15 protein-coding genes are annotated in these 16,756 nt (G+C 33.2%); 12 read left to right on the top strand and 3 right to left on the bottom strand.

Translation table 11 applies throughout. From position 1 onward, the window contains the following. The first annotated feature begins 129 nt into the window (after nt 1-129). Nucleotides 130-1,404, top strand: a complete 1,275-nt coding sequence (gene purD, locus ACNQGH_RS02405; protein WP_417954375.1) for a phosphoribosylamine--glycine ligase — start codon at nt 130-132, stop codon at nt 1,402-1,404. A 31-nt stretch (nt 1,405-1,435) separates the two neighbouring features. Here purD and ACNQGH_RS02400 read toward each other — a convergent pair whose 3' ends face one another. Beyond that, nucleotides 1,436-1,666 carry a DUF6341 family protein gene (locus ACNQGH_RS02400; RefSeq protein WP_417954374.1) on the bottom strand — a complete coding sequence of 77 codons (231 nt, stop codon included), beginning with the start codon at nt 1,664-1,666 and terminating at the stop codon, nt 1,436-1,438. Nucleotides 1,667-1,811: 145 nt separating this feature from the next. Between ACNQGH_RS02400 and ACNQGH_RS02395 the strand changes: the two genes are divergently transcribed. Next, nucleotides 1,812-2,741 carry a DUF6427 family protein gene (locus tag ACNQGH_RS02395; protein ID WP_417954373.1) on the top strand — a complete coding sequence of 310 codons (930 nt, stop codon included), beginning with the start codon at nt 1,812-1,814 and terminating at the stop codon, nt 2,739-2,741. Here the strand turns inward: ACNQGH_RS02395 and upp are convergent. After that, on the bottom strand, nt 2,736-3,389 hold the full coding sequence (upp, locus tag ACNQGH_RS02390) for a uracil phosphoribosyltransferase (RefSeq protein ID WP_417954372.1): 654 nt from the start codon (nt 3,387-3,389) through the stop codon (nt 2,736-2,738). The genes ACNQGH_RS02395 and upp overlap by 6 nt on opposite strands. Nucleotides 3,390-3,475: 86 nt before the next feature. On the opposite strand from upp, the gene ACNQGH_RS02385 reads away from it, so the two are divergent. From ACNQGH_RS02385 to ACNQGH_RS02370, 4 genes are all read left to right on the top strand, one after another. Next, the gene (locus ACNQGH_RS02385; RefSeq protein ID WP_417954371.1) at nt 3,476-4,081 is read left to right on the top strand and encodes a DUF4254 domain-containing protein; all 606 of its coding nucleotides are present in this window, start codon (nt 3,476-3,478) and stop codon (nt 4,079-4,081) included. A gap of 43 nt (nt 4,082-4,124) precedes the next feature. Continuing rightward, nucleotides 4,125-5,135: a glycosyltransferase family 9 protein gene (locus ACNQGH_RS02380; RefSeq protein ID WP_417954370.1), complete on the top strand. Its 1,011-nt coding sequence runs from the start codon at nt 4,125-4,127 to the stop codon at nt 5,133-5,135. 244 nt (nt 5,136-5,379) lie between these two features. After that, nucleotides 5,380-8,163 carry an outer membrane beta-barrel protein gene (locus ACNQGH_RS02375; RefSeq protein WP_417954369.1) on the top strand — a complete coding sequence of 928 codons (2,784 nt, stop codon included), beginning with the start codon at nt 5,380-5,382 and terminating at the stop codon, nt 8,161-8,163. A 243-nt stretch (nt 8,164-8,406) separates the two neighbouring features. Then, the gene (locus ACNQGH_RS02370) at nt 8,407-9,168 is read left to right on the top strand and encodes a GLPGLI family protein (protein ID WP_417954368.1); all 762 of its coding nucleotides are present in this window, start codon (nt 8,407-8,409) and stop codon (nt 9,166-9,168) included. Between the two features lie 196 nt (nt 9,169-9,364). Here the strand turns inward: ACNQGH_RS02370 and ACNQGH_RS02365 are convergent, their stop codons facing one another. Continuing rightward, nucleotides 9,365-10,417: a 2Fe-2S iron-sulfur cluster-binding protein gene (locus tag ACNQGH_RS02365; RefSeq protein ID WP_417954367.1), complete on the bottom strand. Its 1,053-nt coding sequence runs from the start codon at nt 10,415-10,417 to the stop codon at nt 9,365-9,367. A gap of 123 nt (nt 10,418-10,540) precedes the next feature. Between ACNQGH_RS02365 and ACNQGH_RS02360 the strand changes: the two genes are divergently transcribed. The 6 genes from ACNQGH_RS02360 (at nt 10,541) to ACNQGH_RS02335 (ending at nt 16,700) form a co-directional block, all read left to right on the top strand. Continuing rightward, a complete protein-coding gene (locus tag ACNQGH_RS02360) occupies nt 10,541-12,010 on the top strand; it encodes a DUF5687 family protein (protein WP_417954366.1) in 1,470 nt (489 codons plus the stop codon). A gap of 39 nt (nt 12,011-12,049) precedes the next feature. Further along, entirely contained in the window at nt 12,050-12,745 is a 696-nt protein-coding gene (locus tag ACNQGH_RS02355; RefSeq protein ID WP_417954365.1) for an ABC transporter ATP-binding protein, read from the top strand. 232 nt (nt 12,746-12,977) lie between these two features. Continuing rightward, entirely contained in the window at nt 12,978-15,608 is a 2,631-nt protein-coding gene (porW, locus tag ACNQGH_RS02350) for a type IX secretion system periplasmic lipoprotein PorW/SprE (protein ID WP_470303783.1), read from the top strand. A gap of 2 nt (nt 15,609-15,610) precedes the next feature. Continuing rightward, nucleotides 15,611-16,018, top strand: coding sequence for a bactofilin family protein (locus ACNQGH_RS02345; protein WP_417954363.1), 408 nt, complete (start codon nt 15,611-15,613; stop codon nt 16,016-16,018). Next, nucleotides 15,987-16,214, top strand: a complete 228-nt coding sequence (locus ACNQGH_RS02340; RefSeq protein WP_417954362.1) for an AtpZ/AtpI family protein — start codon at nt 15,987-15,989, stop codon at nt 16,212-16,214. The genes ACNQGH_RS02345 and ACNQGH_RS02340 overlap by 32 nt, the downstream gene beginning before the upstream one ends. A 93-nt stretch (nt 16,215-16,307) precedes the next feature. Then, nucleotides 16,308-16,700: a hypothetical protein gene (locus ACNQGH_RS02335; RefSeq protein ID WP_417954361.1), complete on the top strand. Its 393-nt coding sequence runs from the start codon at nt 16,308-16,310 to the stop codon at nt 16,698-16,700. The last annotated feature ends 56 nt before the right edge of the window (nt 16,701-16,756 follow it).

The following is a 16,756-nucleotide window of genomic DNA, read 5'->3' as shown; positions in this document are numbered from 1 at the left end:
AGGGTATATTTCATCAAAAATAATGTTTAAGAACAACTAATGACCAAGAACCAATAACTTTTTGAAAATTAATTATTTTTTAAGTTCAAAAGCAATTATTTTTGCGGTTTACAACTAATTAACGACAACATGACAATTTTACTACTAGGTTCAGGCGGAAGAGAACATGCTTTTGCGTGGAAAATGATTCAAAGCCCGCTTTGTGATACACTTTATGTAGCACCAGGAAACGCCGGAACAGCCGCAATAGCTAACAATATCGATATAAGTCCAACTGATTTTGATGCTATTAAAGCATTTGTTCTTCAGGAAAAAGTAGCAATGGTTGTTGTGGGGCCAGAAGATCCATTAGTAAAAGGTATTTACGATTTCTTTTTAAATGATACCGAGTTACAGCATATTCCGGTTATTGGACCATCAAAAATTGGTGCTCAATTAGAAGGAAGTAAAGAATTTGCCAAAGAATTTTTGATTAAACATAATATCCCAACTGCTGCCTACGATAGTTTTACTGCCGAAACGGTTGAAAAAGGATGTGAATTTTTGGAAACACTGCAGCCGCCTTATGTTTTAAAAGCAGATGGTCTGGCCGCTGGAAAAGGGGTTTTGATTATTCACGATTTGGCCGAGGCCAAAGAAGAATTAAAAAACATGCTGGTTCATCAGAAATTTGGTGATGCCAGTTCTAAGGTTGTGATTGAAGAATTCCTTGACGGAATAGAATTAAGTTGTTTTGTTCTGACGGACGGGAAAAATTATAAAATCCTGCCAACTGCCAAAGATTACAAACGCATTGGCGAGGGCGATACCGGGTTAAATACAGGCGGAATGGGAGCAGTTTCTCCAGTTCCTTATGTTGATGCTGTTTTGATGGAGAAAATCGAAACACGCATTGTAAAACCTACGATTGACGGCTTTCAAAAAGATGGAATTCCGTACAAAGGATTTGTTTTTATTGGATTGATTAATGTGAATAACGAGCCAATCGTAATTGAATACAATGTGAGAATGGGCGATCCGGAAACGGAAGTGGTTATTCCAAGATTGAAAACGGACTTAGTGGAATTGTTTTTGGCAGTGGCCAATGAAAAATTAGATGAAATCACGCTTGAAGTTGACCAAAGAAGTGCTACTACAATTATGGTGGTTTCTGGTGGATATCCGGAAGATTTCGAAAAAGGAAAAGTGATTTCAGGATTAGAAAACATTCAGGATTCTATTGTTTTTCATGCAGGAACTAAACTTGATAATGGAAATGTTGTTTCGAATGGAGGAAGAGTTTTAACCGTAACTTCTTATGGAAATGATTTCGAAGAGGCCATAAAAAAATCTTACCAAAACATAGATAAACTAAATTTTGATAAGATGTATTTTAGAAAAGATATTGGAAACGATTTAAAATAGGTTCCAATTGTCGTTCACTTTTTTTTAATTATTACTTTAAGAAAGAGTGAGCGGTAGTATCTTGATTCTCTTTTCCTGCGTCTTCAAAAATTTTCAATTGTTTGATCCAATATACCATTGCGGATGCACAAATAATCATGAAAATCCAGTTGACAGTATTGGCAGCAAACCAGGATTTAAGCTCTAATGAACGTAAAAAATCTAGAGGAGCAAATAAAATATTTACAAATAAGTATTGTATTCCTTCGAAAAATGCTTTCATAATGTATAAAATTAATTTTATTAATTGTTTTTGAGGAACTCCGGATAGTATACAGTTCTTATTTTATAAAGAATCTTTATGAACTTGCAGGGTTTCCTTTCAAACAAGTATTATATTTACAATCACAAAAGTATAAAATATCCTTATGATAACAAGTGTTTTTAAAAAATCTACGCCATTAAATTTTTCATTGGTTGTAATTTTAATGCTGGTTTTCTTTTTAATATATCAATTTCAAGATTTGTCTTGGAGTAATTCCCTTTTTTTAATTTTAAAAAAAGCAGTGCTGTTCTGTGTTTTATTGGCTTCAGTTTTCGTAACGAATTTCATTGTTAAAAAGAATGGACTGAGTAAAGACAGTACATACACCGTTTTCTTTTATTTTTTATTCCTACTTTTTTTTCCTTCGGTATTAGACAATGCCAACCTAATTATTGCTAATTTCTTTATACTGCTAGCCCTTCGCCGATTGATTTCATTGCAATCGCTTAAGGCCTCTAAAGAAAAAATATTTGATGCATCATTGTGGATTTTTTTAGCCACATTATTTCATTTTTGGAGTATTATTTTCATTGTATTGGTTTTTATATCAATAATTTTTCATGTTTCCCGAGATTATAGGAACTGGTTCTTGCCGTTTATTGCCTTTTTTACTGCGGGAATTATGTTCTTATTATATGCTGCGGTGTTTAATGTTAATGTAATAGAATATATAACAAGAAGTGTAACGACGGATTTCAGCATTGATTATTTTACTAATAATTACCAAAATGCTGCTTTTTCGATATATGCTACTATCGCGTTGTTTTTTGTTGTATCTATGTTTGCAACATTGTCTAACAGGCCACAGCTTTTACATGTTTCTTTCAAAAAAATAATAGCCTCATTCTTTATTGGAATAGTGATTTTCTTGATTTCATCTAATAAAAGTAATGATTTATTGATGTTTACCTTTGCGCCATTGGCAATCATGGCAACAAGTCATATTGAAATTGTGCAGTTAAAATTGAAACAGGAAATCGTATTGTTTGTTTTTATTCTATGCAGTCTTTTTGCCTTTTTCTCCCAATTATAGTTTCTCCCCAAAAGCTAAATCTCCCGCATCACCGAGCCCTGGAACTATATAACTGTGTTCATTTAGTTTTTCATCTAATGCAGCAATCCAAAGATGACACGTATCCGGTAAATGGGTTTTGAGATATGAAATGCCCTCAGGAGCAGCAATTACAACTGCAATGTGAATTTCTTTTGGAGTTCCTCTTTCCATCAATTTATTAAAAACGGCAGTTATAGATTGTCCGGTGGCAAGCATAGGGTCAATCAATAGCACATTTTTGCCATTTATATCTGCAATTGCTTGGTATTGGACAATAATATCAAAATAGTCATCATTGTTAGGATGGTGTCTGAAGGCTGAAATAAAACCGTTTTCTGCATTATCAAAATAATTTAAAAAACCCAAATGCATTGGTAATCCTGCACGCAAAATGGAGCACAGCACTAATTGGTCTTCAATTTCAGTAGTCTTTTTTATGCCAAGAGGGCTTTGAATTTCTATGTTTTTGTAATGCAGTTTTTTACTCAGTTCATAAGCCATTATTTCACCAATACGCTCAATATTTTTTCGAAATCGCATGCTGTCGTTGTGAACATTCACATCTCGGATTTGTCCTAAAAAATGGTTCAGGACACTGTTGTTTTCTGATAAAATATGAATTTGCATGGTTTTAATTTTGGAATTAAACTTCTAAAGTTTTTTTTATCTATAAAAGTATAAAAAAGTATCTTTGCCTTTTAATATATAAAGATATGTTTTCAAAATTAGCTTATTCCGTTTTCGAACAAAGTATTAAGGATTATCATCAATTTGATAATGTAGATCAGCTTATAAATAATCCCTTTCCGAAGGATAAATTCGAGCATTTATTGTATCATAAAAATTGGATTGACACTGTTCAATGGCATTTTGAAGATATTATCCGGGACCCCAATATTGACCCGGTTGCAGCTTTGACTTTGAAAAGAAGAATTGATGCTTCTAATCAAGAGCGTACGGATATGGTGGAATACATTGATAGTTATTTTCTTCAAAAATACAGCCATGTAAAGGTGAAAGACAATGCAAAAATCAACTCAGAAAGTCCAGCTTGGGCTTTTGACAGACTATCAATATTAGCTTTAAAAATTTATCATATGAACGAAGAAGCAACTCGTACAGAAGCTTCACAAGAACACAGAGATAAATGTCAGGCGAAATTGAATATTCTATTAGAACAAAGAACGGATTTGTCAACAGCGATTGATGACTTAATAAAAGACATTGAAAATGGAGATAAATTCATGAAAGTGTACAAGCAGATGAAAATGTACAATGATGATGATTTGAATCCTGTTTTGTACCAAAACAAGAAGTAATTCGCGTTTTAAATTGTCCCAAAAAATCAAACATATAACCGTTATGAGGCTTTCCGCAATGGGAGATGTCGCCATGACGGTTCCTGTTTTACATGCTTTTGTAAATCAGCATCCGGAAATTAAAATAACCGTCGTTTCCAGACCTTTTTTTCAACCTTTTTTCGATTCCATTCCCAATGTTTCTTTTTTTGCTTTCGATGAAAAAGAAAGGCATAAAGGTTTTTTTGGATTGTTGCGTTTGTTCCAAGATTTACAACAACTTAATAGCGATGCTTTTGCCGATTTACATAACGTTTTGCGTTCTAAAATCGTCCGGTCACTTTTTGCTTTAAGCGGAAAAAATGTAGCTTCAGTTGATAAAGGAAGAGCAGAAAAAAAAGCCTTGACACAATCTGAAAATAAAGTTTTCAAGCCACTGCCAACGATGTTTGAAAGACACGTAAAAGTATTTGAAGAACTGGGTTTTACAGTTGATTTATCTCATCCGGTTTTCCCTGAAAAACAAGTTTTAGATACCGAAATTATCAAATTAACCGGAGAAAAAAGCCAGAAATGGATAGGAATTGCACCTTTTGCACAATATGATTCCAAAGTGTATCCTTTGGATTTGATGCAGGAAGTCATCAATCAATTATTGGAAAAGCAGGAGTGCAAAATTTTTCTTTTTGGCGGTGGAAAAGAAGAAATTGAAATCTTAAATTCGTTTTCTTCCAACAAAGCAGCTGTCATCACTATGGCAGGAAAAATCAAATTCCAACAGGAATTGGAACTTATCAGTAATCTTGATGTGATGCTTTCGATGGATTCCGGGAATGCCCACATTGCCGCAATGCTTGGCGTGAAAGTCATTACGCTTTGGGGTGCAACACATCCATTTGCAGGATTTTCACCTTTTGGACAACCAATAGAAAATGCTTTGGTTTCCGATAGAAATCTTTTTCCAAAATTGCCGACATCCATTTATGGAAATAAAAAAGTAGCAGGATATGAAGATGCCATGCGAACGATTTCTGTTAATTCTATCCTAGAGGTTTTAAATACTGACAAGCAATAAATTAAGATTTAATATATAGTATCGAATTTTAATTCCCCCAAACTTTTGTTGTTATTATGTAGGAAAAACTTTAACATTTTAATAACAAAAAAATCTTAAATTTTTAGTGGGAATAATACTATTTTTGGTTTATGTGCGTCAGGTTTTGCACCAAAAGCTAATTTTATGCGGAAGATGGTCGTTCGTTCTACTAAGTTGCTTTTAGAAATCTTGAAATGCTAAAACAATAAAATAGAAGCTATTTATGCCAAAAATTACAGTAACAATTGCAATTTTATTCTTTTGCTCTTTTTCAGTCTTTTCTCAAAAAATAAACCTTTCGGGCGTTTTAACCGATGGTAGCGAAAAAACGCCCGTTAACAATTCGGTTGTGGCTTTATTAACCCCCATAGATTCTGTTTTATACAAGTTTACCCGATCGGATAAAGAAGGGAACTTTAATCTCAAAAACGTTAAAGCTGGGAACTATATATTGATGACTGCTCATAGCCAATATGCCGATTATGTAGACGCCATAACCGTTAAAGAAAACGAAAAAAATATGGGAACAATTGCTTTGATAAGCAAAATTAAACTGTTAAAAGAAGTAATTATAAAGTCGGGCTCTATTAGAATTAAAGGAGATACTACTAGTTACAGGGCAGGTGATTTTAAAGTAAGTGCCAATGCAAACGTAGAAGAATTACTAAAAAAACTGCCAGGAATACAAGTAGATAAAAATGGCACCATAAAAGCCATGGGTGAAACAGTAGAAAAAGTATTGGTGGATGGCGAAGAATTTTTTGGTGATGACCCAGGCATGGCGGTAAAAAACTTACGAGCAGATGCAGTAAAAGAAGTACAAGTTTTTGATAAGAAAAGTGATCAAGCCGAATTTACAGGAATAGATGATGGCAACACAAAAAAAACAATTAACCTAAAATTAAAGGAGGATAAAAAGAAAGGGTACTTTGGAAAAATAGACGCTGCAAACGGACCATTAACAAATATCGATTCAAGATACAATAGTAATCTTATGTTTAGTGATTTTAAAGGTAAAAGGAAACTATCCGCTTTTTTATTAAATGGGAATATAGGTCAGGACGGACTTGGTTGGCAAGATAGCGAAAAATTTGGGGGACGAGATAATGATATAAATATGAGTATGGATGATGATGGAAATGTAAATTATGAATGGACAGATGGTAATATTGATGAAGAACCTTATGTTGACACTCAAAATGGGTTTATCAAAAATACCAACGCAGGATTGCAGTACAGCAACAAGTGGAATGATAAACAAGCATTGAATCTATCGCCAAAATTTAATAAGCAAATTTACACCAACAATAACAGCAGGCTTACCCAAGCACAGGTAGGAGAAACCCAACTAAACGAAAACAGATCAACGGTAAGTAATGTAAACAGAAGTAATTTTAAACTGAATGCTACTTACGACGTAAAATTAGATTCAGTAAATTCGTTAAAATTTACCGCCAAAACCAATTTTTATAATACCGATAGCGATGAATTTACCAACGGAATTACCACAGGAGATAAAGGATTGTTAAAAAACAAACAAGAAAAAACATTTACTACAAATTCCGATAAGGAATCTTTGTCTGCCAGTATTTTGTTTAAACATAAATTCGCCAAAGCTCGTCGTACATTTTCTGTAAACAGTAGTTGGAACACTTTGAGTACGAATTCAAATAATTTATTAAAGTCTTCTAACGAAAGTTATGATGGAGGTGTTTTTTCCTCTAGGGATGATGTGGATCAAAACAAAATAGGAGAGAAAACAAATCAAAATCTCGCTTTAAACCTTAGCTATACAGAGCCTATTGGCAAGAAATTTGCATTGCAATTTGCCTATCAAGTTACACATAACACCGGCGATAGTAATTATTTAACATACGGTTATTCAGATGTTACAGGCAAGTATGATTTGGTTGTACATTCTTTATCAAACCAGTTCAAACAGACAATAACAACGAACAAGCCCATTATAAAATTGAGTTACAATGCCAAAAAAATAAATTATAGCTTTGGAAGTGGTTTTGGTTTTACTTCGTTTGATTTGCTAGATCAAACTTTAAACAACCAATACAAGCGCAGCTACACTAACTTTTTTCCAACTGCAAATCTCTCTTACAAGTACAAAAGCAATAGTAATTTACGTTTCAATTATCAAGGTGCAACCCAACAGCCTACCATCGATCAATTACAGCCTTTGAGAAACAATCAAGATTTTTTTAATCAAACTTTAGGTAATCCAGATTTAAAGCAATCCTTTACCAATAGTGTAAGCATATCACAAAATAGTTTTAGTATTCTTACAGAATCGCAATTTTACCAAGGTATTTATTTTAGAACTACTACCAATTTAATTTCTTATAACAAAGATATAGATCCAGAAAGTGCTAAAACAATTAGCAAACCTATAAACACAAACGGAAATTTTTCCGGAACTTTTTATTTTGGGTATGGATTTAAGGTAAAAAAAATAGATTTACGAATTAACCTTAATCCATCTATTAACTATAACAAATCGATACTTAGTATTAATAGCAAAATCAACAATTCTAATACTTTAAATTCAGGATTCACAGTTTATTTAAATAAATCAAAAGAAAAGAAATACGATTTTAGCCTAAGTAATAATTTTTCAAATAGCAGAAGCAGTACTTCTCAAAATGATGTGATAAAATCATTTAACACCAATAATTTGAACTTGGATATAGGGGTTTATTTTAGAGAAAAATGGAAACTGTCCACAGATTACAATTTAAATGCTCGTCAAAAAACGGCCGATTTTCAAACCAATCTTACCAATCAATTGTGGAATACAAGGCTACAACGCACTTTCAAAAACGACGAGTTTACGGCTTATATCCTAGTGCGAGATATTTTGAATCAAAATATAGGTGTAAATAGAAACATTTATGAAAACATAATAAGTGAGGAACGAAACGATAGGCTCAAAAGATATGCAATGATAGGCTTTACCTGGAATTTTAAAAACAAAGGCGAAATAGCAAAAAAATAAATTAGCAATTGTTCTGAAATAAAACATACAAATTTGACAACGCAATTTTGTTGTTTTTATCGCAGAAAAAAGCAAAGAACGAGACAAAACTAAGTTCACTGTGTAGCAATAATGATCATTTAAAAATTCCAAAATCTAATTATTATCTATATGTGAAATGAGCATGAGCGTAATTGGGTCGAGAACACCCAATGATAATATGCGAATTACATATGACCGATAAAAAACAATAAATAGAAACATATGAAATCAATACTTTTTTTTATTGCAGCATTAATTTTTACAACTACATCAAAAGCACAACAATTTATAGATAAAGCTGTAATAGAATATGAAGTAAATACCAATCTCAAAAAGATGATGAGTGATGATAGCTGGGATGAGATGATGAAAGACAACCTCTCTGACCTAAAAATTTCCTATTTCACCTGTACTTTTGCAGATAACAAAAGCATATACAAATTTGATAGATGGAGCCCAAAAACAAGAATAGCAAAACACCAAAAAGATGCAGATGAAGAAAACACTTGGTATTTTGATTTTACAACAAGAAAAATGAATATGCAAAAGCAAATAGTGGGAACTAATTTTGTGATAGAAGATAGCGTACCAAACATACAATGGAAAGTCACAAATGAACATAGAGAAATAGCAGGTTATAATTGCCGAAAAGCAGTAGGCAAAATAATGGATGACGTATATGTATTTGCTTTCTATACAGACGATATTACTATTTCTGGCGGCCCATGTTCTATAAATGGTTTGCCGGGTATGATTTTGGGGCTTTCTATACCAAGATTATACACCTCATTTATAGCTACCAAAATAGAATTAAAAATTAGTAACCCATCCGACATAAAACCCATTACAGCCAAAAAAATCTATGATTTAAAGGAGCTAAAATCGTTGATAGAAGAAAAAACAAAGGATTGGTTCAGCTATGGCGAGGACAAAGAAGAAAACAAAAGACAAAAAAATATGTTTTTGTGGAATGCTTTTTTATAGTTCTTTAACAACTTGATTTTGATCCTGGATTCACTTGCTTCCATAGAAAAACGTCATCAATATGGCGAAAAAAATCAAATTTATTCTCTATAAAAGCTTTGTACACAATCGATACAGCTTTTTCCTGAAATTTTTAAAATAAAAAAAACTTCCCTATTTCAGAGAAGTCTTTCGTTTATTATTTATTTTACGTTTTTTAAACATCGTCATAATCTACAGAAATACTTTCTGATGTTGGGTGTGCCTGACAGGTTAAGATTAAACCTTCGGCAATTTCACCATCAGTAAGAATAGAGTTTTTAGTCATTTCGGCAGTTCCTGATGTAACACGAGCAAGACAACTGCTGCATATTCCGCCTTGACAAGAATAGGGGGCATCAAGACCTTGTTTTAGAGCTGCTTCAAGGATGGTTTGTTTTTGTGACATTTCAAAAGTGGTCTCTTCATTATCCACCATAACAGTGATTTTCGAATGTCCTTCTAATGATTTTTCGATTTTATGTTCTTTGGAAGAAGTAGAAAACAATTCGAATTTGATAGCCGATTCTTTGATGTTTTTTTCTTTTAAGACACTAGAGACACTATTAATCATTTCTTCAGGTCCACATAAATAGAACTTATCAAATTCCAATTCTTTGTGCTTGTTATTCAAAACAAAATTCACGGTCGATTTCTCTATTCGACCAAATAATGCATTTTCTGCTTTGGCTTTACTGAAAACAAAATGCACAAAAAGGCGGCCTACATATTGTAATTGCAAATCGTGCAATTCTTGATGAAAGATCGTTTCTTCGGGAGATTTGTTACCATAAACAAGAACAAAAGAACTTTTAGGTTCACTTTTTAATACTGATTTCAAGATAGAAAGTACGGGTGTGATGCCACTTCCGGCTACAAAAGCCACATAATTTTTTTGTCGTTCAGCTTGTGGCTCAAAAGTAAATTTTCCTTCTGGTTTTCCTACTTCAAGAGCATCACCTGCCTTCAGTTTTGTAGTGGCAAATTGAGAAAAAGCGCCATTTTTTACTGCTTTTACTGCAATTCGTAATTCACCACTTTCCGGACTGGAACAAAGAGAATAAGCTCGGCGAATTTCCTGATTGTCTAGCGTAAGTCTAAGATTGACATATTGACCCGCAACAAAAATATAGTTTGGTTTTAATTCTTCAGGAACATTAAAAAGTATAGAAACCGCGTCTTTGGTTTCACGTTTTACTTCTTTTATAATAAGTTTTAAAAAGGATGGCATGTGATTAATTTTTTACAAAAGTAGGAAACGACGAATAAATGAGGATTATAATTGCCGTTTTTTTTATATTAGATGTAACATTTCAAGAATTTAACTACCAATTACGAAACCAAACTATAAACGATGTTCAAAAAATTTATCTATCTCGAATGGAAGGCTTTTACGAGGTCAGCTTCTTTTGCAACAAATTTAGGATTAAAAATCCTGATGTTTTTTTTGGCTATTTATTTTGCTTTAGTTTTTTTGGCTTTGGGAATTGGAGCCTTTTATTTTATCCAGAAAATGAACTTGGAACCATTGATAACAGTAAATAAATTCCTGATTTACTACTTTTTATTTGATTTAATTATTCGTCTGCTATTGCAGAAAATCCCGGTAATGAATATTCGCCCTTTATTGGTTTTACCGTTTAGAAAACCAATAATTGTTCATTTTTCTTTAGGGAAAACCATACTGTCCTTTTTTAATTACGGGCACGCCTTTTTCTTCTTTCCATTTTCTATAGTATTAATTATAGAAGGATATGATGTGGTGAGCGTATTGCTTTGGCATTTGGCCATGATTTCGTTGATTTACATCAGCAATTTTTTAAATATTATATTGAACAATAAAGACAATTTGTTTGCTGTTTTTGTTGGAATTTTTCTTGTTTTAGGAGGATGTCAGTATTATCAAGTTTTTGACGTTACCAATTATACTACAGTTTTCTTTGAGGGTTTATTTCACACAAAATGGATGTTTTTATTTCCAATTGTTGCTTTAATCGGATTGTATTATACTACCTTTAATTATTTCAAAAACAACCTATACCTTGATTCAGGACTTTCTAACAAACAACAAATCGCCAAAACGGAAGATTTAACATGGCTGAACCAATTTGGAACATTGGGAACATTCTTGAAAAATGACATTAAACTCATCAAAAGAAACAGACGATCCAAAACTACAGTTATCATGAGTGTTGTTTTTTTATTTTATGGGTTTCTGTTCTTTACCAATGGAATAGAAGCATACAATAATCCCATAATGCACATTTTTGCAGGAATTTTTGTCTCAGGAGGTTTTTTATTCACCTTCGGGCAATTTGTGCCTAGTTGGGACAGCTCCTATTATCAACTGATGATGACGCAAAATATTCCGTATCGCGGCTATTTGAGTTCAAAATGGTGGCTGATTGTTATTGCAACAGTTATTTCGACGATTTTAGCTTCATTCTATTTGTATTTTGGATGGCAGGTCTATCTGACAATTGTTGTGGGTGCCCTCTATAATATTGGAGTGAATTCGCATTTGGTGCTTCTTGCAGGTGCTTATACAAAAACGCCAATTGATTTAGATTCCGGCAAAGGCGCTTTTGGAGATAAAAAAGCCTTTAATGTAAATACCATGTTGATTTCGTTGCCTAAATTACTATTACCATTAGGACTTTATTGGATTGGTTCTAAAATAATGAATCCCAATTTAGGATTAGTTTTTGTGGCGATTGCCGGAATAATAGGTTTTGCTTTGCGAGATAAAGTCTTCAAACTAATAGAAAAGGTCTATAAAACAGAGAAGTATAAAACCATAGCGGCTTACAAACAAAAAAGTTAATTAATAAGAGGGATTAACGTAACGATTAAACTTTAACAAATGATACAGGTAAACAATCTTTCAAAAATATATAACGGTACAACGGTTCTTAAAATCGAAAATCTGGAAATCCCAAAAGGGCAAAGTTTTGGGCTGGTAGGGAATAATGGCGCTGGAAAAACGACATTTTTTAGCTTGCTTTTGGATTTAATCCAACCTTCAACGGGGCACATTATCAACAATGAGATTCAGGTAAATTCAAGCGAAAACTGGAAGCCTTTCACGGCTTCATTTCTTGATGAAAGTTTTTTAATCGGCTACTTGACACCGGAAGAATATTTTTATTTCATAGGAGATTTACGTGGACAAAACAAAGCCGACATCGATACTTTGCTAACCAAACACGAGGAGTTTTTTAATGGAGAAATCTTAAACAACAAGAAGTATCTGAGAGATTTATCTAAAGGGAACCAAAAGAAAGTGGGAATCATCGCCACGCTCATTGGAAATCCGGAAGTGGTAATTTTAGATGAACCATTTGCTAATTTAGATCCAACAACGGTCAACAGATTAAAAAAAATTATCAAAGAACTAGCCGAGAATCCTGATGTAACGGTTTTAGTTTCCAGTCATGATTTATTGCATACCGTTGAGGTTTGTAACAGGATTGTGGCGTTAAACAAAGGTGAAGTGGTGAAGGATATTCAAACAGCTGCAGAAACACTTCAAGAGCTGGAACTATTTTTTGCAGTGTAAAATTTAGTTTGGTCGTGGCCCGGTAAGAAAAATGCAGGCTCGGGCTTCTCCCGCTCGATCTTTTTTATTCTTGAAAAAAGAATAGAAAGGGATTTCTGCTTCCACCCCTCATGCAAAACCGGCAATCAAAAAGAAACCTAATAATTTCCACGATATCAAAAAGAAACGTATTTTTACAAGTCATTATACTAAATAGTATTTTTAGAAGTTAATTGATAAAAACCGTTTACCATTGAAAGCCAACACATTCAAACATATATTTTCTCTAGGATTTTTATTGTTTTTGGTAGCGTGTTCTACCAAAAAGGACACTTTTTTGGCGAGAAAATCACATGCTTTGAGCACGAAATATAATATTTTATACAACGGGCAAATAGGTTTAGACAAAGGGGTTAAGGGTATAAAATCAAATAACAAAGATAATTTTTGGAAGCGTTTGCCTGTTGAAAGAATGCAAATGGATGAGGAGATTTCTCCTGACGGAAAACCTAAAAATGCAGATTTTGAATTGGCCGAGACCAAAGCTACAAAAGCAATTCAAAAACATTCCATGAATATTGGCGGGAGAGAAAAGAACAGCCAAATAGACGAAGCATATCTACTGCTTGGTAAATCACGTTATTACGACCAAAGATTCGTTCCGGCACTAGATGCATTCAATTATATTTTATACAAATATCCCAACAGCAGCAGAATTTATGAAGCTAAAATTTGGCGTGAAAAAACCAACATGCGACTTGGTAATGATGCTTTGGTAATAAAAAACATGACCAAACTTCTGAAGGAGAAAGAGTTGAAAAGACAAGTTTTTGCCGATGCGAATGCACTTTTATCAGAAGCTTTTTTGAACTTGGAAGAAAAAGACAGCGCTTTAATAAAATTAAAAATAGCCGAAAGAAATACGAAAGTAAATGCAGAAAGAGCGAGGTATCGCTTTATTCTTGGGCAATTGTACGAGGAATTAGGTAAAAAGGACAGCGCTATTTACAGCTACCAATCGGTGATTGATATGAACAGAAAATCCGAAAGGAAATATGTTATTCAGGCTTATGCCAAAAAAGCACAACTATTCGATTATAAAAGTGGAGATACAACTGCGTTTTTAAAAACATACAACAAACTAATAGCCGACAGAGAAAACAGACCATTTCTGGATGTTATTTATCGGGAAAAGGCAGTGTTTTATGATAAAAACAACAAACAAAAAACAGCTTTAAATTTTTATAATGCTTCGCTAAAAAAAGCAACAACTGATCAATATTTGATTGCTTCAAATTATCGGGATTTGGGAAATATGTATTTCAAGAATGCTGATTATCCGGTTGCAGCAAAGTACTATGACAGTACTTTAGTGAAGCTGGACGTTAAAACCAGAGAATTTATCCGCATTCAAAAAGCCAGAAAAGATTTAGACGAAGTGATACAACTCGAAGCGATTGCCAAAACGAACGACAGTATTTTGAATGTGGTTGCTTTGCCAGAAACAGACAGGGTTTTATATTTTGAAAAACATATCGATGCATTAAAAAAGAATGATGAAGCCAAAAGAATTTTAGAGGAAAAAGAGAAAGCCAAACAAGAAAATATAGAAAGAAATATTAAAACGGCTTCTGTTGATTCGGCTGCTCCTAATCAGGAATCAGGTAAACCAGCAAAGAAATCGGCATTAGCACCACCTACTATGACCAGTATCTCCGGACAACAGTCGGCCAGTGTTTTCTATTTTTATAACCCTACGACCATTGCTTTTGGAAAACTGGAATTTAAAAAAACATGGGGGGACCGATCTTCAAACGGGAATTGGAGATTGTCAGCCAATAAAACTGATTTTGTTGTGAGAGACTCGATAAACGGAGAGAAAGCAACATTGGAAGGCAAATTAGCAGTTGACAAACCAGTTGAGAAATACACAACCGACTACTACCTAAAACAGCTTCCAACAAATCAAACCGCAATTGACAGCATTGCCAAAGAACGTAATTTTGCCTATTATCAGCTTGGGGTTATTTATAAAGAAAAATTCAAGGAATATGAATTGGCCAGTGCAAAACTGGAACAATTATTAAAAAATAATCCAGAAGAAAAACTGATTCTTCCCGCCCTTTATAATTTATATAAAATTTATCAAATTACGGATGCGGCTAAAGCCGAAACAATTAAAAATAAAATTTCGAGTCAATTTCCAAATTCTCGTTATGCACAAATAATAAATAATACAAATTCGAATGTAGCTTCAGATAATGAATCACCGGATAAAGTATATAACAAATGGTATAAATTGTATCAAGACGAACAGTATTCGGTTGTGTTAGCAAAAATTGACGATTTGATTAATCAGTTTTCAGGAGATGAAATTGTTTCAAAATTTGAGCTGTTAAAGGCAAGTACTCTTGGAAAGCTTAGAGGACTGGCGGCCTATAAAAAAGCATTGCAGGAATTGGCGGATAATTATCCGAATAGCGAAGAAGGTAAAAAAGCTGTCGAGATCCTGACAACGCAAATCCCGTTTTTAGAAGAAAAGGACTTTAGCAGCGTAGATACCAAGAATTGGAAAATTCTTTATAAAGTAGGGGCAAGAACCGATAAAAACACAAAAGAAATTGAAGATAAATTAAAGTTATTTATTGCCAATGAGAATTTTCAGACGCTGTCCTATTCGTATGATGTTTATACTGAAAAAGAAAACTTCATCACTATCCATGGAATTAATTCGGAGCCTTATGCGAAAAACATCATTCAGATCTTAAAAGAAAATAAGAAATATAAAATCGATCAACCTGCTATTGTGGTTACCAGCGAAAACTATAAAGTAATTCAAATCAAGAAAAACCTGGAAGCGTATGTAGCGCCTAAAAACCCATAATCATGTTTGATAAAAAGCCAAAATCATATACGGATCTTTTGGGGAAGACCAATAGAATAGTAGAAGGAACCACTATAAAAGGCGATATTATTTCTCAGGCCGATTTTAGACTAGATGGGGAATTAATAGGTAATTTTCAATCCAGCGGAAAAATTGTTATTGGACCTGCGGGAAGTGTTACCGGTGATATAGTTTGTAAAAATGCGGATATAGAAGGGAAATTCAATGGTAAAATTCATGTTACTGAGATCCTGAATGTGAAGTCAAAAGCAAGTATTCATGGCGAAGTTTCGGTAGGGAAATTATCAGTAGAACCTGGTGCTGATTTTAGTGCATCTTGTACAATGAAGGCTAATGTAAAAAATCTAATGGCACACGATGGAGAACAAACCCAACAAAAAACAAGCTAGTAAGTGGCTTGCGCTGATTAATATTCCAATTCAAATGGGAGCAATCATCTTTCTATTTTCCTATTTGGGAAACTGGTTAGATGAAAATCATCCGAGTCCGAAAGTGTATTACAATAAAATTTTAGTGATGTTTGGTGTTGCGCTAGCGTTGTATAATGTGATACGACAAGTTAATGAAATCAATAAATCACAATAATTTTTTAGATCAGTATAAATATTAAAAACATTGTGCGTTTGTAATAGATTAGATATAAGATAACTTTGCGCCTTCACGGCAAAAACAAACCCAATGAATTTACAAAAATACAAACCGCTGCTAAACTTATTGTTACTTGCGGCATTAGCCTACATCCTTCATAAAATTGTTTTTTATGTTTTAAATATAAATGATGACACTTTTCACTATTCGTTAGAAACGCTCTATTTGCTATTTTTAGGTTTATCAACAATTGTCTTTATTGTTTTGTTGAAAGTTAAAGAGCGCAGTTTTGACAACGTGGGAATGTCATTTCTATTGAGTACGAGCGTTAAGATGATTTTTTGTTATTTGATATTAAGACCTTTGTTACAGGTTTCAACTCAAAATAACACGATAGAAAGAAAGAATTTTTTTATGATGTTTATTCTCTTTTTAGCAATTGAAACGATTTTAACGATACGCATATTAAACGAAAAGCAATAAATATATTGTTTAGGTGACAAATACTCCAAAAATAAATTTTTATATGCTTTTGAATA

The organism is Flavobacterium kochi, assembly GCF_048286715.1.
GTDB lineage: Bacteria > Bacteroidota > Bacteroidia > Flavobacteriales > Flavobacteriaceae > Flavobacterium.
The sequence above is the reverse complement of the archived record's forward strand: the minus strand, read 5'-3'. Positions and strand labels throughout refer to the sequence as shown.